The organism is Natronotalea proteinilytica, from assembly GCF_055379935.1.
Genome location: NZ_AP043947.1, coordinates 2727729 through 2750069 on the forward strand (window position 1 = coordinate 2727729; position 22341 = coordinate 2750069).

Consider the following 22341-nt stretch of genomic DNA (forward strand, 5'->3'; position numbering starts at 1 on the left):
TGCCTCTTTTTTCGGTGGGCGTACAATCTGTTGAAGAGGCACTTTTTCTACGTATAAACCTGATGCTTCCCAACGACGTACGCAGACCTGACTCACATCCCCTTACCCACGCGCTGTGCCATGCAACACGATTCCCCTATGCAGCCCGCTCGCATGCCGCAGTCCGCGGTGCCGTATGTGTACACCGCCATTGCGCCCACGCACGACTGGCTGGCGGTGTGGGTCGAGGCCACAGCGCGCGCCTTCGGATTGCACCAGCTCAACGTCCGGAATGGCGAGCAGGTGCTGGAGGTGGCGGTGGGCACCGGACTCTCGTTCCCTGTGCTGGTGCAGGTCAACCCTGATGGCTGGACCGAGGGCCTCGACCGTACACCGGCGATGCTCCGCAAAGCCGCCCGCCGCATGCGCAATGCGCCGCACCGACGGTTCGGACTCCGGGTGGGGGATGCGTATGATCTTCCGTATCCCGATAACACATTCGACGCGCTCCTCAACAGCTACATGTTCGATATGCTGCCGGTGGCGGACTTCGTGCCCGTGCTGCGTGAGTTTCGGCGCGTGCTGAAACCCGGTGGACGCTGCGTGTGCATCAACATGACGGTGCCCACGCACTGGACCGAGCGGCTGTGGGATACGATCTATGCGCTCTGGCCGCCACTGCTGGGGGGCTGCCGGGGCGTGGCTATTGCGCCGTTCATGCAAGACGCAAGGTTTGTCGAGGTGAGACGCACCCGTATCGTGCAGCGCACCTTTCCATCGGAGGTCGTGGTGGGGCATCGACCCTGATTCTCATGCGTGCCGTTATGCCCCCCGGATGCTCCGTTGGTGTATGGAGGCATGGAGGGATGAACGTGTAAAGGGGTGAGTGAGAAAACATCCGTCCATCTCCACACGAGGCCGAAGGCCAACTGACGAAGCAACTCCGGTGCCTCGTAAAGGAGCGCCACCGCAATGCTGCAACCGGATTGGGGATGACACACCCGAATGGGACCTTTTTCATGGTGAGAGCGGATACTGTTCGTTGCCCCACTCAACAATTGCACTGCCACTCATCATATTGGTGACCTTCTCTCGTTGCTCCAGATGTGGAATGTTCATCTCATCGTGCGAGTAGATGTCCTTGTACACCGTATAGAGACTATCGGCGCCCCTGTACGCAATCTCGGTAGACTTTCGCTGATCGTCCGTATCCGCAGAACACCCTGCAAAAACGAATAAGACGGCCAGGTACAAGAGTGTATACTTGGCTGATCTATTGCTTGTTAAGTGATTTAGCATAGTACTCTGTCACAGGTCAATCTTCGGGTAACACATGGCCACCTAACGTACCGAGAATAACTCACAATCTTGTCATTGCGGGAGAATAATCGCAAGTCAATCATCAAAATGAGGATTGACACAGCACTATGTTGTTTATTTAACGTTGGTTTCCTCCACCGTCTGTTCAATGAGAGACTGTTGGATCCTACAACAAGAACCCATCTGGGCGTCTTCTCGGGGGAATAGTCGGGGGAATGGATCCTGAATCAAGTTCAGGATGACGTGTCGGGGGGACGGTGCTGGGAGACGAAAGCTCCCTTTCAACCCAAATGCCTCCCTGCCGAACGTCATCCAGATCCTAAATCGAGTTCAGGACAGGCAAGCGAGCCTGCGAGCGCGATCCAGGATCCAGAACAAGCAGGCGTCCCACAAGCACATCAGCAGGCTATCAAAGCAGGCCTTGGTTCGTAAGTTGGTGCCCAATCCGTACGCTTCAGCACTCCCCCGCAACATGGATCCTGAATCAAGTTCAGGATGACGTATCGGGGGGACGGTGCCGAAGACGAAGGCCCCCTTTCAACTCCAACGCCCCCCTTGAATCTCATCCAGATCCTAAATCGAGTTCAGGACAGGCAAGCGAGCCTGCGAGCGCGATCCAGGATCCAGAACAAGCAGGCGTCCCACAAGCACATCAGCAGGCTATCAAAGCAGGCCTTGGTTCGTAAGTTGGTGCCCAATCCGTACGCTTCAGCACTCCCCCGCAACATGGATCCTGAATCAAGTTCAGGATGACGTGTCGGGGGGACGGTGCTGGGAGACGAAAGCTCCCTTTCAACCCAAATGCCTCCCTGCCGAACGTCATCCAGATCCTAAATCGAGTTCAGGACAGGCAAGCGAGCCTGCGAGCGCGATCCAGGATCCAGAACAAGCAGGCGTCCCACAAGCACATCAGCAGGCTATCAAAGCAGGCCTTGGTTCGTAAGTTGGTGCCCAATCCGTACGCTTCAGCACTCCCCCGCAACATGGATCCTGAATCAAGTTCAGGATGACGTGTCGGGGGGACGGTGCTGGGAGACGAAAGCTCCCTTTCAACCCAAATGCCTCCCTGCCGAACGTCATCCAGATCCTAAATCGAGTTCAGGACAGGCAAGCGAGCCTGCGAGCGCGATCCAGGATCCAGAAAAGGCATCGGCCGCACGAGGTCCCGCTGGCGCCGTCCCTCGTTCTGGCCAATACGTTGATGATCCCGTCAACAACAGTCAACAACAAGTCCAGATTGCAACCCATGATCAACGATTATCACCATCTCGAGTTGTGTGCATAGACTAGCCGAAATGGGGAGGGCAGGGCTTTTGGTCTGCCAGTAGCTGCTGAGCGTCGAATAGGTTGTGGAGGCGTCACAGCACGCTGTGACGGTACGGGCCACGTAACACCTTTGCGGCCAGGGATCTACCATGGCAGTTTTTGATCGAGGTGCGACGCAGAACGTGACACGATCTACCGCCCTAAGATTCAGGTGTGACACGGCAATAGTGTTTGTCTGGGTGGCGTGGGGAGCCAATGATCTGGCTATGTTGTCAGGGGAGATTCCGGCTCTGCGGCGCCTTGGCCGGGATGACTATCAGCGCTAGCAGTTCATACCCTGCTCTATCATTCAGGTCTTACAACCCTTTACTCAAACGCATACCGGATAAGACGCGTGGCGATTTCAGTGCCATTCTCGCTTGTTGGATCAAGCGACCCGAACACATTCCTACCATCTGCATGGACGATGAACATGCTATCCGGGATGTCTACCGTCATCACCAACTCATCGTCTTCTGCACTGAAGAGATGCATACGCTGCCCTTCAACATCTTGACCATCCGGCTTATAGCTTACGATTCCGTACGTGGTGTCCGTGACAGCGTGCACATCTATGGGATGCCATGATGCACTCCACCACTCCGCATGCTCATCCGTGTAATCATAGGGATTCAAGCCATCAGGAAAGGCTGGGACCTCTGGCAAGCCCTGGAGATCGTCTACCTGTGCAGCTACTGACAGATCATCCTCATAAAAATGAACTGCGTCTGTGGCTGGAGTAACCACCGCAAGCAGGCTGTCTCCCAGTGAGGTCATCCCCCCAAGGTTAAAACGTGCTGCAAATGTTTGGTAGTCGCTGCCTGAAGGTTCAAGCGTTTCGCCAACCATGTCTCCCTCCAGGGTGTACTTCGTAAGCAAATAGTCGCCCGTGCTTGACAGGGTGTAAAGGTGATCTCCCATAATCATCATGTCGACCACCTCATTAGAGAGGCTAAACCGGCGTTCAAAGGCGTATCCATCCTCGCCCTGGGAGAAGACGCTTACTCTGGGCCCTGCCATATCGTGTGCATATATGTTTCCTGCTTCATCGGCTGCAATGTAGGCGAGATACTCAAACTCACCCGGCCCTTCACCACTTTCTCCAATCGTCTGCTTCAACGTTCCATCTTTTTCCCGGAGCACAATCCGTGCGCTTCCGCCATCAGGCGTTGCGATCAGAGAGTCGTTGACGACAGCAAGGGCACGAACGCTGCTCTGTGGGACGAGGCTATCAGGCATCGTCAATTCGGTGCTATCCTGAACCGAAAACGCTGTATCCCATGAGGATGTGGGAGCGTCTTGCTCTGCACATGCGATCAAAGAGAATATAATGATTGCATAGAGAGATAGATTTTTTGCCATAAACCCTTGTCTTTCATAAATTAGAAAATAAAGATTGACTACACGTGGTTCTTCGTTGCGATGTGCCACGGGCATGATCTATACAGCTTTTCCGCGTCCCGACAAAGGCCCCTTAAAACTGAACCGTCGTTCGCAGCCCGGCTTCAAATCCGCTGAAGTCGCCCAGCGTGTAAGATACATTGGGCGTGAGGCGTACCGGATCGAACCGGAAGCGCGGCGTGGCCTGCACGCGGGCAACGGTTGTGGCATCGAAGCGGGTGGTTTCGGCATAGTGATGCACGTCAACGCGTCCGCCTAAGTGCACGCGTGATGAGGCCCGAGCAGTGTATCCAACGGCCATGCTCATCACGGATGGAAGCACCTGTTGCCCGACGGGCTCGCCTTCATCGAAACCGTCTTGCGTGAGCAACACCGGTACGAATCGGCTTTCGGGCCAGTTCTCGTAGCGGGCCTGAATCCGCAATGCATGGTAGGTGGGTGCCCACCGATACTGCACACGCGCTGACACGTTATAGCGGGCCTCAAACCGATCCAAGTCGCCCTCGGTATCCGTGCCAAAGTACGTCCCCGACAGATCGAGCGCCAGCGTAGAAATGTCGTTCAGCCGGTAGTCGATACCCAGCGAGAGTTCCCCTTCATTCCCGGGTACATAGTCTTCGGCACTGTTCGCGGTAGGTCGATATCCCCCCTGATAGCGTGCTGACGCGCCCACTCCGAGGCTCATTCGGTCGCTCATAACCTGCACCCATGTGATCCCAGGCGCCACCATCCATCCTTGCCCAAGCACCGGCACCGCAAAGCGATAGGGACGCTGACTGGTGAGCACGGTGGTTGCAAACTCTTCGGACGTAAGCTCTTGTGTGCCTGTAGGCAACCGCGTGTCTACGTTCACGACCAGTTGGCTGGATTCAAACGGGATGGTGTGAAAGGCGCTCAGATACGCATCGGCCAGCCCGCTCACCGTGGGTTGATTCTCGGCTGTAAGCTGCGCGTAATTGATGTGTCCACGTACGGTGGTACGCTCGCCCAGAGGCACGGTAGCCCCTACGCGCGTGCTAAACGAAGAAATGTCGGCCTCATCATCGTTCACTTGCTGATACAGCGGAGCGACAAAGACTTCAACGGGCCGATCGGACGTGCCGAGGCCCAGGTCGGGCGATTGGGCATGTGCGGCAGGGCCTTTTGCTCCCACGAAAAGCGCGATGCACACAAGGCCCGTCGCTACCCACTGGAGCAGCGACCCCGTAGCCGATTCAGTAAAGGAAAAGCCGAATCCGTTCATAGCACACTATCAGCAAACAGGAAGATGGAGAAGGCTTAGCGCACCACGGTGACCTTGCGCGATTCGGTGAAGTCCCCGGTGCGCAGGCGGATGAAGTACACCCCGCTGGCCACGCGCTGCCCGCCGTCGGTGCGTCCATCCCACCGGACGGTGTGGAACCCCGCGTCTTGGTCGGTATCCACCAGGCGCCGGACGCGCTGGCCCAAGATGTTATAAATGTCGATATCCACCGATCCCGATGCCCCCAGTTCGTACTCAATGGTCGTTTCCTCGGTCATCGGATTGGGGTAATTGACATGCAGCTCGTTTTCATACGCCTCTAGAGGGATCCCATCGGCCTCTTGCTCAGCGTAGGCTTCATCTCCAACCACAACGCGATACGTGCGCGAGGTGGTGCCGCTGGGCAGCTCCACGTCAAAGCGCTGGTTTTGAAGCGTCACAGGCGCTTCAGCCTCTGGATCGAACAGGTACAGATCAAAGTCAGCAGGTAGTGCACCTTCCTCGTGGAGCCGCACGCGCACCGTTTGATCTGTTTGGAACGCACCGCCCGAGGTGGCCGACACCTCAAGGTTCCATGCATATCCATCGCTGGGGCGCGGGACATGATGCCCGGCATATTTCGGTTCGTCTTCCCCAACACGCACCTGCACATGCGGATCAACTGGAGGCGCAGCGACAAAGGTTGTAGGCGTATCGGCGGTGCCTCGATCAAACCCGAAGAACGTCTGCGTATGACGGAGACCAGCCTCCTCCATTTCAGCGGTTACCTGCACCGTGTAGTCTGTATCGTCCGAATCAAGAGAGGTCTGGGCAATGGCGGCTGGCTCGTCTTCGTCAGTGGCATCAACGGGGGGGATGGTAAGCGTAACCGGACTGGTGTCGTTGTTGAACACGAAGTAGCCCTCCCACGGCACAAGTTGCTCCTGATTGTAGACATACTCGGGGGAGCCGTCCTCTGTGGCAGAGGTGAAGGCTACAGGCTCCTCCACAGTATCCGCCACATCCACATCACTCCAGTTGACAGCAAAGCCAAAGGGGGTACTGATCTGGTTCCAGCCCGGCTGAAGCGTCTGCTCAAAAGGCGCATCGGCTTCAATGGATTGCCCGTCAGCAACTTCGAAGCCTTCGCCCGACCGCGTGATGAGCCACGCGGCATTACCGCGGTCAACATCATCTACTTCGGGAAACTCCGCATAGGTCTCTTCATCGGCCTGCCACTGGAAGAAGCGCCACTCATCGGGATCGTAGGGACCATACGTATCGGCCAGCACATCGCTTAACGCGTTGTCATTGAGCTGGATGGGAAGTGAGACCATGCGGTATTGCTCGGGTGCAAAATCGCCTCCTGCAGCAACCGAGGGCACATCAACTTGCAGGTGAAGCGGCGCGTTGGCAGCGCGTTCGGCGGTGGCTTCTGGAAAAACAACCGGACCCGTTTCATCGGTAAGCTCAACGAACACATCAAGTCCCTGAGGCGTCACCAGCTCTTCTGGTACGCTTCCCGTCCATTCGTTGTCGCCCGACGCTGTGAGCGTCACGGAGTCGTATGATATTGTTCCTGCAGGTCGGACCTGCAATACTTGTACATCCTCTTCCTCAAAGTTATCGGATACCGAGACCGTCACACTGGCCGACTCGCCTGCAATGGCGTCTTCAGCAGCCACACCAACGGCAATGGCTTTCGCTTCCAGGTCAAATATCGAGATGACCTCCCCATCAGCCGTGACGGTCAGGGGGGTCGTTTGGACGCCGGCCTCTTGTGGCGTAAAGGCCAAGGTAAAGGCCTGCGAGTCGCCGGGTTGCAACGGGCCGTCGCCTCCCTCATCGATCAGGGTAAAGTGCTCCTCGGACTCTAACGATCCACTCAGTTCAGGGACTTCTGACGAGCCGGTGTTTTCCACCACCACTTGTTGCTCAATGCCCTCAACCCCTACCGCAGTTGTTGCCAACGTAGCCGGAACGGGTGCGGGAGATGCGACCTCTGTTACCGTCACTGCAACTACAGCCGTACTCGTACCTGCCTCGTTTTCAATCGTGTACTCGAATGAAGACGTTCCTTCTTCAGTGGGCTCAGTGAGAGTGATCTCGCCATTAGGCGCCACGTTCAAGGTGCCTCCTGCAAAGTCCAGATCGGTTTCCAATGGGGCGGTATCGCCATCTAGCGTAAGACCAGCCAGTTCAGCCGTTGGGATACCGAGGTCATCATTTTCAAGAATACCAGGAGGCTCAACAGACAAGGTAGCCCCTGCTTCGACTTCAAAGTCGATAGCTTCGGCTACCGGCGCATCGCCACTTACGTCAATCGTGACCGTGGCGGTGCTTTCGCCCGCGTCGTTTTCAATGGTGTAGTCAAACGTCGCTTCGCCTACTTCCGTTGGATCGTCGAGCGTCAGACTACCATTTACCTCAACCGTGAGCGTACCACCCGCAAAGTCAATCGCGTTGCCAGGACTCCAGTCGGTCTCGCCTACGGTGATCGTCGTGAGTTCGGCGTCTGGGCTGCCCAGGTTATCGTTCTCCAAGATGCCCGGCGCTTCCACGGTGAGCGTCTCGTTTACGTTGGCGTCGAAGCCGATCGCTTCGGCGACTGGCGCATCGCCCGCCACATCAATTGTGACCGTAGCCGTGCTTTCTCCCGCGGCGTTCTCAATGGTGTAGTCGAAGTCGAAGCTGCCCACATCGGCAGGATCTTCGAGCGTGAAGGCGCCATCTTCGGCCACCGTCAGCGTGCCGCCGGCGAAGTCAATTGCGTCGCCGGGACTCCAGTCGGTCTCGCCTACAGTAATAGTCGTAAACTCGGCTTCGGGGCTGCCCAGAGCGTCGTTCTCCAGAATCCCCGGTGCGTCCACGGTGAGCGTCTCGTTTACGTTGGCGTCGAAGTCGATGGCCTCGGCGACTGGGGCGTCTCCCTCTACCATGATCGTGACCGTGGCGGTGCTTTCGCCCGCGTCGTTTTCAATGGTGTAGTCAAACGTCGCTTCGCCTACTTCCGTTGGATCGTCGAGCGTCAAGCTGCCATCTGCCTCCACCGTCAGCGTACCACCGGCGAAGTCAATTGCATCGCCGGGATTCCAATCGGTCTCGCCGATCGTGATCGTCGTGAGTTCGGCTTCGGGACTGCCCAGGTTATCGTTCTCTAAGATACCGGGTGCGTCCACCGTGAGCGTCTCGTTGACATCGGCATCGAAGGAGATGGCTTCGGCGACTGGGGCGTCTCCCTCTACCGTGATGTTGACCGTCGCTTCGGCAGAAATCAATCCAAAGATGCTAGCTACCGTGTAGGTGAAGGCATCTTCCCCGACGAAATCGGTATCGGGTGTATAGGTGACAACGCCATCTTCCTCAGTGTCTTCGAGCGTCCCGTTATCCGGTCCACTTTCGATATTCAATCCGTCCGGGTCGAGACCGCCGCCTACGCTGATCACAAAATCGAAGACATCAATATCGACAGGCGTATTGGCATCGGTGATAACGGCGTCATCGTCGGCTTCAGGAGGATCGGCTGCTACATCGACGGTGACAGTAGCACTGCTCTCGCCCTCGATATTTTGCAACGTGTAGTCAAAGGTGGCCTCACCGGCATCCATTGGATTGTCTACAGTAAAGCTGCCATCTTCACTGACTGTAAGCGTGCCGCCGGCGAAGTCAATCGCATCACCGGGCGCCCAGTCGTTCTCATCTATGGTAATGGTGGTAAGGTCTGCTTCGGGTTCGCCCAGGTCGTCATTCTCCAGAATACCCGGTGCTTCTATTGTTGTGGTTTCTCCGGCATCCACAGTATAAGAGGCAGATTCTGCAGTGGGGAGGAGGGCCTCATTGGTCGTGAAGGTCAGCCATGGGCCCGTAGAGGTGTCGTCGCTCTGATTTGTGCCTTCAATTCGATACTGATATTCGGTGTCGGGCAGTAAGTCCGTTACCGTTTCACTGACGGTCTCGTTTTCACTTCCAGAGAACGACCCGGCCTCAATCGTTTGCGGAGGGAGCGACTCCCCAACAGCCTCTACCCGAAACGCGTATGCTACGTCATCTTCGCTGTACGGATTGATGGTGGCATTGAGGGTAGCCTCCTCGAAACCAATATCGGTCGCATCGTCGGTAAGGGCTCGCGGAGTCGCACCGCCTTCAAAGGCGCCCAGGTCTACTGCATCGGCAAGGACGCGACTGTTTCCATCAAGATCGACAGGAAGCGGCTCGGTAGTGTCGCCGTCGTCGTCAAGGTCGAGGACATCGGCAGGGATTCGGTCGCCATCGCCCGCATCAATGGCGAGCGAGTTGCCAAGCAGGCGGTTTTCTGTGTTGAGTTGCGGGTCGTCGTCGATAATGTCACTCCCCGGACCTTCCCATCCGTTTTCGACGAGACTGGAGAGGATAGTGGTGGCATTCTCAGAGGAGGCGTTTTCTGTAGCAACGGCCTGGGTACTTCCGGCCAGAATGCTGTTGGCAATTGTTATCTCAGACCCTTCGCCGACGTCTACATCCAGCAGCGGTTTGGTGTTGTCACTGGCACGCCATGTGGTTTGGGCAAGGTCAACATCAACGGCACCCTCGCCTTCGACCAACGTGCCAGTGGCAACGAGAAGCCCCTCGGCTCCTGCTTCTCCTGACGTGTTATCAGCAAAAAGCGTATTTGCAATATCAACGGTTGTCGTCCCCTCGCTTGCACCGATCGCAAGGTTTGCAAGCTCGCCGGCCGCGATGTTGGACTCAAAAATCCCGTTATGCAGTACAACATCAAGGTCAGCTGCACCACTGACCCCAAGGGTTGCCCCATCTACGACGGCTTCATTATCCACAAAGCGGATGTTGCGCAGGGTAACCGATGCTTCGTTAAAAGCAGTAATCAATGCTGCACTCGCATTAAACTGGGTTACATTGTTCTCAAAGTCGATGGAGTCAAAGGTGGCGCTACAGTCTCCACAGTACAGACCAGCTGCGCTACCACCTATGTCTTCCTCGGCCTCACTTTCGTGATTTACGATGCGTAGATCTTCTAGCAGAGGCGCTCCTTCCACAATGGAAACTCCTGCTGCAAAGGCCTCTCCGCTACCGGTTTGCATATCGAGCATCGGGGCAGCCTGTGGTGACTCGACTTGCAGTTCCTCAGGATCCAATGCCATCGGGTCGACCAGACGGCCATCGGCGACAGTCAGGCTCCGCAGGGCGGCGGATTCGATATCAGGATCGTCGGGATCGAAGACCTCCATGCGAACGACTGACTCGCTATTTTCGCCGTTGCCGAGGTCGCCACTAAGAACGGTGTTATTGGTAGCTGGATCGGAGTTGCGTTCGTCGGCATTGCTTTCGGTGCCGCTAAATCCGCCCAGGATGTGTGTAGCTTCTGGAACAAAGAAGCTTAGCTTTGTAGGATCTGCAGTTGCCTCCAAGCCAGGTCCCTCTGCAGGCGTGTAGGTACCCTCTGCCACCCATACTTCGGCGACTTCGTCGAAGCCAAGCGCTCTGTTCAATTGAGCGTTAGAGATGGCGGTGAGAGCGGCCTGCAGCGTTTGATAGGGGTTGCTCCAGTCGCCTCCGCCGGTATCATCGCTGGCTGTTGCATCCACATAGAAGGGCCCATCGGTTGAGGGAGCAGCGCCCCCCTCGAACGCCCCCAACGTGGGGACGGCTTCCCGTTCTGTTCCGCCAAAATCTTCTACGGTTGCTGGTTCCAGCGTGGTACTGCCCTGTCGGATAGCGGGCGAGGCCCAGTTGAGCTGCAGATCGGTGGGAGCTACGGTTTCATTCTCTGCACTAACGAATAGCGGGTCCGCATCAATGATGGCTTCGAGCGCCACATCATCGCCTGATATCGCACCCTCGCCTCCGCTCACAAGGTTTGCTTCCAGATTGGTCGTACCCAGATCATCGGTTACTAACGCATCCTCAGTGGTCTCGGCTTCCCAAACAATGCTGTTGAACAGATCAAGGGTGCCGGATACGTCTACATCCCCAGGAAAAGTTGTGCCGGATACGTCTACATCCCCAGGAAAAGTTGTGCCGTCTACGAAGAACGCGCTGCCATTGAGCGCGCCCCCTTCGAGTTCGTTGTTGAAAGTCGTTACATGTTGCAGGATTGCTGAGCCGCCTACAATTGCCCCAGCAGCTCCAAAGGCTGTCGTTGTGTTTTGGATAAAGACCAGGTTTTCGCCAAATACCGAGGCTGATGCTCCCGCATAGAGCCCGCCACCGGGGCCGCCCGCCTGATTCCGTTCGAACGCGATAGACTGCAGGTCAACTTCGTGGCCATCAATGGGTGACCCTCCTTCGATAAAGAGCCCGCCTCCTTCGCCAGCTGCTTCGTTGTTCCGCAGTGTGAGGTTGACCAGCTCCACATCGGTGAGCCAGTCGGGCTCAGGTAGATCGGGGTCAACGCCCACGAAGATACCACCCGCACTGGATTCAAAATCGTCGCCTTCTACATTGCTGGCCTGGCCTTCTTGAATGGTAAAGCCATCGAGCACGACATTGCTATTCCAGATGGCGACTACGGTGTAGCTGTTAAGCTCATCCATTGGATTTTCAATGGCGCCACTCAGCACGGTGGGCGTTTCCTCGGGGTCGCGTTCGCCACCGCCCGCTGCAAATCCGCCCTCAATGACCGTTCCGCCCGGCATCACAAACAGGTCGTATGCCTGCCCGGCGTCTTCGTCGGAGCCAATGCGGCTTTCGGAAGTGTAGTAGGTGCCCTCCGCGACCTGCAGCGTGCTTAGATCCTCTGGATCCAGGTTCTGGTCGAAGGCACCGGCTCGGGCATTACGTACGGCGCGGAGTCCATCTTGCAAGTTTGTGTACGCCGAGGTCCATGTGCCCCCATCGGCCGGGAGGGAAGCAGACGCATCAACGAACACGGTTTCTGTCATCGGAGCCCGCCCACCTTCGTAGGCTCCCATGTCGAGGTCATCGCCAAGTACGCGGTCGTTACCATCAATGTCGGTAGGCAGGAAAGGGCCTCCTTCACCTGGGTCGTTTGGCAACAGATCGGCATCAGCGCGGTCTATGGCGGCGGAGGCCCAGTTCAGGCGGAGGTCTCCTGCTGTTGTTGGGGCGTTGTTTGCTGGTGCATCGATAGGTTCGAGAAAGAAAGGCGCGCCGTCTATGTTGTTGCCGTCGTTGATACCCAGGTCGTTGTCCCATGCGTTTCCCTCGAACTCGAACGCTCCTTCGATGAGCGTGTGTGTAAAGAAGAACCCTGCTTCTGGATCTGCCGTGCCGCCAACCTGTGAGGCACTGTCGCCTGCATCATTTCCAGCGATGATATTTTGCTCTACAGAGAAAGCTACCCCCCCTAACGTGGATTCTTCCATCTCATAGTACACCCCACCCCCTTCCGTTTCAGCGTAGTTGCCATGAACGGTGGCATTAATCAAACTGCCTCCGCCCGTTCCATTGCCCACTACCTCCACGTAAAGTCCGCCCCCCTGATCGGCCCGGTTGCCACTTAGCACCAAGTTGCCTGCGGTCACCCCTGCATTCGTCGGCGGAGTCCCGGTGTTTTGGTTATCAGAACGCACGAAGAGTCCTCCGCCTTGGCCGTTGGTTTCGTTCCCACGGATACGCACGTTGCGCATTGTGGGAGAGACCTGGGCTCCTGATTCACCTATTGACGCTAGATAGACACCGCCTCCGGCTTCTTCGGCAATGTTGTCTTCAATAATCAGATTTTCGAGCCGCGGAGAGCAACGGCGCACACAGGCAATGCCTCCACCGACGCTCTGGGAAAGATCGGGTTGGGTTTCTGCAGTGCCGTTGGCCTGGCCTCCACGGATTGTAAATCCATCTAGTCGAGGTAAGAAGACTTGATCAAAGATAACCACATGATAGCTGTTACCATCTGGCGTACTGTTCTGGTTGATGTCGCCACTAAGGATGGTAGCCGTCGGATCTACCGGAGTGGGACGGTCATCGAGGCTTGTCTCATTGCCCACAAATCCGCCATAGATTGAGACGCTTTCTATGGATTCATCGATAACAAAGGAGGAATCGCGAGCTGTCTCGTCTTCAATTGGCGGGGTATATGTGCCTTGCGCGACCCAAATCTCGCTTTCTTCGTCGGCCGCTTCGAGCGCAAGCGTCAGTTCAGGGTAGGCGGTGTTCCACGACGTTCCATCAGCATCGCCAAGCCCAGCTGGTGAGTTGGCATCGACAAAAATTTGGGCAGAGGCTGGATGCGCCCCCATGAACAGGACCCCCATGAGCAGTCCAGCACACAGCATCTGTCTACAGCGCACCCGTATTGATGCGCTGCCGCTTACACGAAATGGAGCGAGCACAAAGCGTAACAACCAAGACATACGGAGCGAGGGGTTTGGAAGACAAGCACAAACCGCTTGACGAACGGCGGAGCATTAAGGTTTAGCATTCAGGGCGCTGGGGCTGGGGGATCAGGCGGAGGCGGCAACTCATCACGCGGAACGTCTATATCGGTACCTGGTGTGCGCTGAATTTCGTCGATTAGGTCGTCTATGGGCAGGTGCCCTCGTCCCATGTTATTGAGACGTTGTTGGAGCAGAAGCGCCGCCAACTCTTCGCCGGTAGGCCGGACCGCGTTGGAAAGTGCGTTCTGGGCGGTGCCACCGCCTGCACTCATCGACTCAACGGATTCTTGGCGAGCGGCGGGAGCTTCAAATGCGGGATCCAGCACCTGTGCCTGCTGATAGTGCCGTGCGGCCGCTTCGAAGTTGCCGCGGTCTTCCTCCTGCAAGCCGCGGCTAAACGCCAAGAAGGCATTCAGGTCATTGGTAGGAGGCTCTTCGAAGGCCGCCCGCTCTTCAGATGTTAGCTCTACATCAAGGGCATCAAGCACCTGTGCCACCAGCTCTTTCTGAAGTTCAAACAGGTCGCTTAAACTGCCCACCTGGGTAGGCATATCGGGCGCATCTTCCCCATCGAGGGTAACCATCGCCACATCCATGCGGATGTCTTCGGTTTGAGTAACCCGAAAGGAGCCGCCAAGGAGCCGCCCAGCGCCTAGCAGTTTTCCTACACGAGGCGCGGTATCCCCATCGATATAGTCGGTTTCAGCAAGGGCCAACTCATCAAGCAGCGCTTGCAATCGAATGCGTTCTACGATGCGCAGGGCTTCTATCTGAGCCAGATCGGTAATCATCATTTCTGCCAGCCCGCGCCCCAGCGGCTCGTATTGCTCGGACACGCCTCGATATCCAAGCGGCATGACGGCCATAACATCCATGGAGGGAGCGACGTCGGCAAGGTCTTCTTCATCATCGAGAAGTGCCCTCAGTTCGTCGCGCGCCTGCTTGCGCACCATCGACTCGTAGCGTCCCTCCATCAGGCTACGGTAGCGCGATTCTTTAGGCACCTGGTCGTACTTTCCAAAAAGATTGAGGGCCTCATCGAGGCGATCCGTACGCTCGTTCGCTATGCCCAGGTAAAAGAGCGTTTTCGGGTCGGTATCGTCTTCTTCGTGTGCGCGCTGCAACACCTCGCGGCCCTGCGGGTCGCGCTCGGTACGCACGTAAATCACCCCTAGGTCGCGCAGTGCCTCAGCATTAGACGGGTCTTCGCTTAGGCGTTCTTGCAGGGCCTGCTCCTCCGAAGCATAATCGGCAGGATCCGTGCTATATGATACATCCGACGTAGCACATGCCCCCATGGCAACAACCACGCCGAGGGCAACCATACTGTGTAAAACGCCGCGTAGCAACGTAAACATAATTCATAGGGGAGGTGAGCAGATGACCGAACGCAGAACCTGTTCTGGCCTGTTTTTTCCTATAGGCCGAAAAGGGCCCACGGTGGAGGACTGCAGTCACTTCTACGGTCCTCCACCGCATCCCTCTCTTTGCCTTAGCAACTCCAACTTAGCAATTCTCGTTTTCGCTTACCGAACGAGAAAAGCTGGATGAGATTCTTCAGTCAATGAATGGATGCAGCATCAGCGACATGTCTTCGTCGCGGAGGCTTCCACTCAAAGCAAGCACGGGGCGCAGGCTTTCGGCTTTTCGCACCGCGTGGGCAAAATCGCCATCGTGAGTCGTTGCTTCCATGAACTTGTCGAATGCGCCCTGATAGTCGCCTGACTCTAACCGCTGAAGTCCTTCGGAATAGGCGAGCATGGCTTCAAGCGAGTTGGTTTCTTGGGTGCCTGCTGGCTCTTCGGCGTCGCGTGCGTCAAGCTCTACATTAATTGACCCAGACACCTTATTGCTGAGCTCTTCGATGAGTGTAAAGAAGGCATCTGCCTCGCCTGTCACTTCCTCACCCAGGATAATCTCGCCTGTTTCTACCTCTACAACACGAGCCATCAGGCGCATGTCATCCTCATGTACGATGAAGCTACCGAACACGACAGCGTTTACGCCAAGCAGTTCGCCTGTGCGCACAGCTGTGGATTGATCGACCACAGAGGCATCGCTCTGCAAGTCGATCTCGTTGAGCAGCCATTGAATGCGCTCGCGCTCAACAACTCGAAGATCGACTCCGCCATTCATATAGTTAATCATCATAGACGGAAGACCTTTGCTAAGCCCCTCAAACCGATCGCGGTCATCGATCGAGTTATTTGCAAAGTCCATGACGGCAAGAGTTTGCAAGCCCGGATCGGCTCGTTCAACTTCGTAACTGCCTTGCACGTTACTCCGCACATCATAGTAGATGTTGATGAGCGGTGGCGGCTCTTCGTCGGCATCTAGCTCAACAATTGGAGGTTCTAACTCAATAAGCGCAGCCATTGCTTCGCGTGCCTCTTCTTCATTGTCTTTGGCAATGTGTGAGCGTCCAAGATACCGAAAGGCTTCGATACGCATTTCTGAGTCGTACGCATCTGAGTACGCAATCTCAGAAAAGAGTTCAATTGCCCGATCATAGTCGGCAAAGAGGTACTCATCTTTGGCCTCCTCCAATAGGTCGTGCTGCTCGGTGGTGTCCTGCGCTCCAACTGGAGCAGCCAGGAGCCCCATGAGCCCAGCCATAAGAAGCATGGCTACTACGTACGAGCAGAGCGATAAGGGAAAAATTGCAGAGCGTGTGTTTGTTTTCATAGCGGGCACCTCTTGCTTCATGGTCTACCTAAAGACAATTACGGAAAAAGAAGTCAAAATTTCCAGTGGGGACGCGCCTAAAGCGCAAATGTGTTACAGCAACTACGCTTATTTTTGCTGGGGATTGTTGCGTTTCCCTTTTTACCCTCCAGTACAACCAATTGGATTGTCGTAGCCAATCAGGCGTGCACATCGATCATGCCGTCGTACGATGGCATGTCTCGGCCCCTCCTTGCAATGACAATGTTAACGCCCCTTTTGTGTGCCTATTTAATCAACAAATGTGATTAAATGCTCGGTCTCCACAAATGCCGGTTCAATCGTTACGGTATAATCGTACCCGGAAAAGGTGTCGCGCTCTACTTCTTCGCCTCTTTCCAAAACCCGCACCGTTCCTCCATTTAGAAGACGGTCTTCACGCTCAACCCGAACTTGAATGTCATGATCTCCGGGTGGTAGATACATTCTGTCTGTTGCTGTTATTTCTCCAGTGCTTTCTCCATTAATCCAGACAGCGCCCCAGGGCTCACTATTCACAACAACAGGGTGCTCAAAAAAGCACTGCAGAGCGTCGGTCTGATTGGGCTGCAGGTGTACTGTGGTTGTTACGTCTCCATACTCGGGATGCGTGCACCGCACCTCGTGCGTACCAGCGACCACCTCAAACTGCCCCTGCCCCTCATGCGAAACCCCGTCAATCGTAATGGTGCCGGTTGGCTGGGCTTCTACAGTTACCGTTGAAAAGGCGTCTTCGGGTTCTGTCTCGTCAGGCGAATCAACAGCAGGGGACTCATCAGGCGAATCTGCGCCTGGGGGCACAGCATCTGCTGTAGTAGGGGAGGGGGTCGCTTCGTCGGCTTCTTCACGGGTTAACGCGGCCGATATACTCACCACCCCCTCATCACTTGATACGTTTAGTGTAGTATCATACGGAACGTACCCCTGTCTTTCTATGCGTATTTCGTGGGTGCCTGCGGACACACGCACCTCATCATCAAGAGGAGTCTGGCCAATCGACTCGTCATTCACAAACACCGTGGCTTCATGCGGGCTGGTTCGAATCCCCAATCGCACTTCGGCCTCTTCTAGTGTGATGGTTTCAAGCACATAGGCTTCATCTTCAACCGTGAAGGAGGTATCTACAGCTGTATACCCCTCTTTTGCAATCCGCACATTCGCAAATCCAGCAGCTAATCCGACGTCAGATAGAGGCGTTGTACCCACAGAGTCGCCGTCTACAAACACCGTGGCCCCCTCGGGGTCGGTGGCTACTGTAAGGCTACCACTGGCCCCCCCCGTGCCTCCGAATGCCCACCACAGTCCGCCCAGAAGCAGCAGCGCCGCCGCTACGCCCCCAAAGAGCCTTGAACGCGACAGCAGCCCCGCTTCTTTTGAGGAATCGTCTGCATCGTCTTCCAATGCCCCTTCAAGAGCACCCGCCTGTGCGCCGTTCTGGTCGGCCTCGGCAGAAGGCGTATCGCTCGTATCGGGCACCGATGTGGCTGTGGCAACAGACGTGTTTATCTCAAACTCTGGATCTGGAGGTGATTCCTCATCGTTCGCGCGCAGTTGGGGGCCTGGCAATGTCGGCTCAGGAGCGGCGCCTTGCGCCTCAAACTTCTCAATAACCGCCATCATTTCATCGGTACTCTGATAGCGATTTTTTTGGCGTTGCGCCGTCGCCGTAACAATTAGTTCGACCAGTTCCTCGGGAAGGTCCTCGGCATACTCAGAAGGTGGCGGCAATTTGCCTTCGACCACCTTGCGCATGATGTCGAAGTCCGTCTCTTCTTCGCTGAATGGCAGCCGGCCCACCAGCATCTGATACGCCACCATGCCTAATGCGTACACATCACTCGTGTAATCGACCTCGGAGATGTTTGAGATCTGCTCAGGCGACATGTACTTGAGCGTGCCTCCCTGCCCGCCTTGCGTTACTGTTTTACCTGTATCTTGCTTACGCATTTTGGCGATACCAAAATCGGTAACTTTCACCACGTCATCCGGCGTAAGCATGATGTTGGCCGGTTTGATATCGCGATGGATCACCCCTGCGCTGTGAGCATCTGCAAAGGCGGTAAGCATTTGCTTAAGAAGCGGAAGCGCTGCATCGAGGGGCATAGGCCCATCTTGCACACGGTCTTCGAGCGTTCCACCCGACACATACTCCATCACAATGAGCAATCCAATATCGGTTTCTCGAAGGGCATACACGCGCACGATGTGCGGACTGTCGATACGGGCTAGCGCACGCGCCTCGGCCCGAAACCGATGCAAGAACATGTCGCGGTTGGCCTGCGACGGGTTCACGCGCTTGATCGCAACAGGGCGCGACAGGTTCACATCTTCTGCCTCGTAGACCACCCCCATGCCGCCGCGCCCAATGACGCGCTGGATCCGATATCCATCAACAACTTGTCCGATTGCGGCATCATCCATAACGTGTGATTTACTGCAGTAGGGCTACCCTGTTTGTGCTACGCCACGTACGGCCTCAACGTAACCGGCGCAGCAATTGGGCAGCCGCTAAGCTGCGGTGTGGCGTCAATAGTTTACGTAAACGGGTGAGTGTAAAAGTATACAGACAAGCCTCGGTCAGGTGTCATCAGAACGCACTTCCGTAATTTCGTCTTTCTGCACGCCCCATGAGTCGGCCATCCGGTCGAGATACGCCTCGGTGAACGCCGGACGGAAGAGTTCTTTTTCGATTTCGCTCTTCGACTTTTCATTAAGCAGCTTCCAACGCCGATACAGCGCCTTGATGGGCGTTGCCTGATCGCCACTGCCAAAGACTTTGGTGAAGATGCCTTCGCCGGTGGCATGGTCATATGCTGCAGCAGGGCTCAGATGATCAATCAGCGCATCACTTCCCTCACCTACAGCCGCTTTATACCCACTAAGCAATGACACCTCGTGCCACACCAATGTATCTACGGCCTCTTGCAAATGCTTGATGCGCTCCGCACGATCGGCATCTGATACAGCATCGTCGAGCAAATGGCGACGAAGCTCTTCTACGCTCGATGCTTGCAAGAATGCTTTTTCAGGAGGATGCACGACTGTGTTTCCGCTAAACTCACGCCAGAACTTGCGCGGAATGCTTGTCATCCGGGCAACAGCTTCAAGAAGCACCTCTAGCACGTCGTCGACATGCGCTGGCACCGACTCGGTATCGGAAACAGCGGGAGCATCTGTAGCATCGGCGGACGGCGCTAGCGCGTCTTCCGTTGCCATGTCCACAAAATGCTCCATCACGCGATGCTCGCCCACCCTTGCGCCACTTACACGACTGTCGAGCACTTCGGTGAGGGTACGCTTCAGTTCACTGTCGCGTATGTCGGGGGGCGCATAGGTGTAAGTTTCCACCATACCTTGCAACGCCCGCTTAAGTTCGCGCGCATGCCGCTCGAATGGATTTGGCTCTTCATCCGACTCATCAGCAAGGGCCGTTTGCTCCGACGACGGCATAAAGAGCGGAACGAACTCCACCTGGAATCCTCCCAGCGAAAACACATCGCCGCTTTTCAACGTGTACATCTCTCCTTCTTCGAGCTTGCGCCCATGCACGAACGTGTGGTTTTTGCTGTTTAAGTCGCGGAGCTTGTACTCGCCATCGGTCTGAACAACCTCGGCATGATGCTGACTGATTTCTTGGTCCGGAAGCGTTAGGTCGTTATCGCTAGATCGGCCAAGTTGAATCACATCTTGCTCAAAGAGGTAGTCGGCAGGCTCTTTATCCGCATCGTTTTCCCGAACAACTTGAAGTTTGATAGGCATATACAGTGGGCGGTTGAGACAGTTAAACGACGTAATGATGCATCAAGCAACCGTATTCGCTAACACACGGCGATGCCACGCGACAACGCAATTGCTTCGGGCATGCGCACTGCCAACAAATACGCAGTGTGCTGCATACGGGCTAACGTTCCATAGATCCTACTGACACGCTGGTACACGTTCAGCAACGTATGTGCGAAACAAAGAACGTGTTGTATCGCTGATATGCAACGTCCGCACGAGAAAGTTAAGAACGAGGGGTTGGATTGCACCTCTACGCTGCTTCCCCCCTTTCTCATGATCCCGGTATGCAGGGCTGTTTATATACGCGCATCTGCCTTTAGAAGGCGGACAGGCTTCTTTTCATGCCCGTGTAGATAGCACTTGAAAACGTAGCACACCACATGTACCTACACGATCGAACGGCGCTGCTGTTGCTAGCACATAAACGGCCCAAAAGACAACCTATCAGCACACGTACTCTCCCCCGCCTCACATGGCCACAGCCACTTCGCCCCGCCAGGTTCTTCGATCCGTTTTTGGATACGACTCGTTTCGCCCTTCCCAAGAGCCGATCATCCGCCGTGTTGCCCGCGGCGATGATGCGCTCGTGGTGATGCCTACCGGCGGCGGGAAGTCGCTCTGCTACCAGATCCCGGCCCTCCTTCGCAACGGCGTAGGCATCGTTATATCGCCACTCGTTGCGCTGATGCAAGACCAGGTCGCCGCGCTTCAGCAGGTCGGTGTCGAAGCGGCCTGCCTGCATGCAGGACAGTCGTACGAAGAGCGGCACCAGCTTCGCAATGCCCTGCGCCAGAACTATCTCGACCTGCTCTATGTGGCCCCCGAGCGGGTCACACACCCGTCGTTTGCCCAGCTGCTCGACCGCGCTCCCATTGCGCTCTTTGCCATTGACGAAGTGCACTGCATGTCGCAGTGGGGCCATGACTTCCGCCCCGACTATCTCGATCTGGCTGATCTGCGCACCCGCTTCCCCGAGGTGCCGCTCATCGGAGCCACCGCCACGGCCGACACCGACACACAAGCCGACTTGCTCAACCGGCTGAAGCTGGACAGAGAGGCGCTCTTTGTCACCGGATTCGACCGCCCCAACATCCGCTACACCGTTACGCGCAAAAACCGCCCTAAACGCCAGTTGCGCCGCTTTATCGAAGAGCGGCACGCAGGCGAGGCCGGCATCGTCTACTGTCGCACGCGCAAGAAGGTAGAAAGCACCGCCGAGTGGCTGAGCGAGCAGGGCATCCGCGCTGTACCGTACCATGCGGGCCTGTCGGATACAATGCGTAGCGACCATCAGCAGCGGTTTCTGCACGAAGATGGTCTCGTGGTAGTAGCTACGGTTGCCTTTGGCATGGGCATCGACAAGCCGGATGTGCGCTTCGTTGCGCATCTCGACCCGCCCTCTACGCTGGAGGCCTACTACCAGGAAACCGGACGCGCAGGCCGCGATGGGCGTCCCGCTAACGCGTGGATGACCTATCGCTATGGAGATATCGTGCGCCTCCACCAGTTTTTAGATCGCAGCGAGGCGAGCGACGACCACACATGGGCACAACGCCATAAGCTGAATGCGCTCCTGGGGTTCTGCGAAACGACCGACTGCCGCCGCCAGGTGCTGTTGCGCTATTTTGGCGAAGAAGCCCCCGAGCCGTGTGGCAACTGCGATACATGCCTGCATCCGGTCGACACGTGGGATGGCAGCGTGGCGGCCCAGAAGGTGCTCTCCTGCATCGCCCGCACCGGGCAGCAGTTCGGCGCGGGGCACGTTACGGATGTGCTCTTGGGCCGCAACACCGAAAAGATTCGGCGCTACGGTCACGACCGCCTTTCGACCTACGACATCGGCGACGAACTCAACAAGAAGGGCTGGAAGTCGGTGATCCGTCAGCTTGTGGCCGCCCGCTTCCTTACCGTCGATGTAAGCGGATACGGCGCGCTGAAGCTCACCCCAGCGTGCGAATCCGTACTACAGGGGGAGGCAACCGTCGAGCTTCGCAAGGACACGAAGAAGCAAACGCGATCGGCAGGGAATGGCCGCTCGTCTTCAGATGCTCCTGACTTGCCCGACACTCCCGAAGCGCGGGCGTTGTTTGAGGCGCTGCGAGAGAAACGCACTGAACTGGCACAGTCGCAGGGCGTCCCCCCGTACGTCGTCTTCCCCGACCGCACGCTCATCGCAATGGTGCGCGAGCGTCCGACCACCCGCGCGGGCTTTGCCGACCTACACGGCGTAGGCACCGTCAAACTCGACCGCTATTTTGCCGGTGATTAAGAGTCATCTGTGAGCCGAATCAACCA

The 22341-nt window shown here is 56.4% G+C and carries 9 protein-coding genes; 2 read left to right on the forward strand and 7 right to left on the reverse strand.

All coding sequences use genetic code 11. The features are described from left to right. Positions 1-120: 120 nt before the first annotated feature. The gene (locus ACZ5AL_RS10950) at positions 121-786 is read left to right on the forward strand and encodes a methyltransferase domain-containing protein (RefSeq protein ID WP_464510407.1); all 666 of its coding nucleotides are present in this window, start codon (positions 121-123) and stop codon (positions 784-786) included. A 2145-nt stretch (positions 787-2931) separates the two neighbouring features. Here the strand turns inward: ACZ5AL_RS10950 and ACZ5AL_RS10955 are convergent. From ACZ5AL_RS10955 to ACZ5AL_RS10985, 7 genes are all read right to left on the reverse strand, one after another. Next, positions 2932-3924: a 6-bladed beta-propeller gene (locus tag ACZ5AL_RS10955; protein ID WP_464510408.1), complete on the reverse strand. Its 993-nt coding sequence runs from the start codon at positions 3922-3924 to the stop codon at positions 2932-2934. Between the two features lie 154 nt (positions 3925-4078). Continuing rightward, on the reverse strand, positions 4079-5248 hold the full coding sequence (locus ACZ5AL_RS10960; RefSeq protein ID WP_464510409.1) for a hypothetical protein: 1170 nt from the start codon (positions 5246-5248) through the stop codon (positions 4079-4081). Positions 5249-5283: 35 nt separating this feature from the next. Next, entirely contained in the window at positions 5284-13536 is an 8253-nt protein-coding gene (locus ACZ5AL_RS10965) for an Ig-like domain-containing protein (RefSeq protein ID WP_464510410.1), read from the reverse strand. A 68-nt stretch (positions 13537-13604) separates the two neighbouring features. Beyond that, positions 13605-14918 (reverse strand): CsgG/HfaB family protein, encoded by a 1314-nt coding sequence (locus ACZ5AL_RS10970; protein WP_464510411.1) that lies wholly within the window; start codon positions 14916-14918, stop codon positions 13605-13607. Positions 14919-15117: 199 nt separating this feature from the next. Further along, complete coding sequence (locus ACZ5AL_RS10975) at positions 15118-16245, reverse strand: CsgG/HfaB family protein (protein ID WP_464510412.1); 1128 nt, start codon at positions 16243-16245, stop codon at positions 15118-15120. A 270-nt stretch (positions 16246-16515) separates the two neighbouring features. Continuing rightward, positions 16516-18684: a serine/threonine-protein kinase gene (locus tag ACZ5AL_RS10980; RefSeq protein ID WP_464510413.1), complete on the reverse strand. Its 2169-nt coding sequence runs from the start codon at positions 18682-18684 to the stop codon at positions 16516-16518. 156 nt (positions 18685-18840) lie between these two features. Further along, entirely contained in the window at positions 18841-20022 is a 1182-nt protein-coding gene (locus ACZ5AL_RS10985) for an FHA domain-containing protein (RefSeq protein WP_464510414.1), read from the reverse strand. A 496-nt stretch (positions 20023-20518) separates the two neighbouring features. Between ACZ5AL_RS10985 and recQ the strand changes: the two genes are divergently transcribed. Then, complete coding sequence (gene recQ, locus ACZ5AL_RS10990; RefSeq protein WP_464510415.1) at positions 20519-22315, forward strand: DNA helicase RecQ; 1797 nt, start codon at positions 20519-20521, stop codon at positions 22313-22315. Positions 22316-22341: the final 26 nt, after the last annotated feature.

Bases quoted from the DNA above. Each gene is read 5' to 3' on its own strand.
- ACZ5AL_RS10950 (WP_464510407.1), top strand. From the start codon at position 121: ATGCAACACGATTCCCCTATGCAGCCCGCTCGCATGCCGCAGTCCGCG.
- ACZ5AL_RS10960 (WP_464510409.1), bottom strand. From the start codon at position 5,248: ATGAACGGATTCGGCTTTTCCTTTACTGAATCGGCTACGGGGTCGCTG.
- ACZ5AL_RS10965 (WP_464510410.1), bottom strand. From the start codon at position 13,536: ATGTCTTGGTTGTTACGCTTTGTGCTCGCTCCATTTCGTGTAAGCGGC.
- ACZ5AL_RS10970 (WP_464510411.1), bottom strand. From the start codon at position 14,918: ATGTTTACGTTGCTACGCGGCGTTTTACACAGTATGGTTGCCCTCGGC.
- ACZ5AL_RS10975 (WP_464510412.1), bottom strand. From the start codon at position 16,245: ATGAAAACAAACACACGCTCTGCAATTTTTCCCTTATCGCTCTGCTCG.
- ACZ5AL_RS10980 (WP_464510413.1), bottom strand. From the start codon at position 18,684: ATGGATGATGCCGCAATCGGACAAGTTGTTGATGGATATCGGATCCAG.
- ACZ5AL_RS10985 (WP_464510414.1), bottom strand. From the start codon at position 20,022: ATGCCTATCAAACTTCAAGTTGTTCGGGAAAACGATGCGGATAAAGAG.
- recQ (WP_464510415.1), top strand. From the start codon at position 20,519: ATGGCCACAGCCACTTCGCCCCGCCAGGTTCTTCGATCCGTTTTTGGA.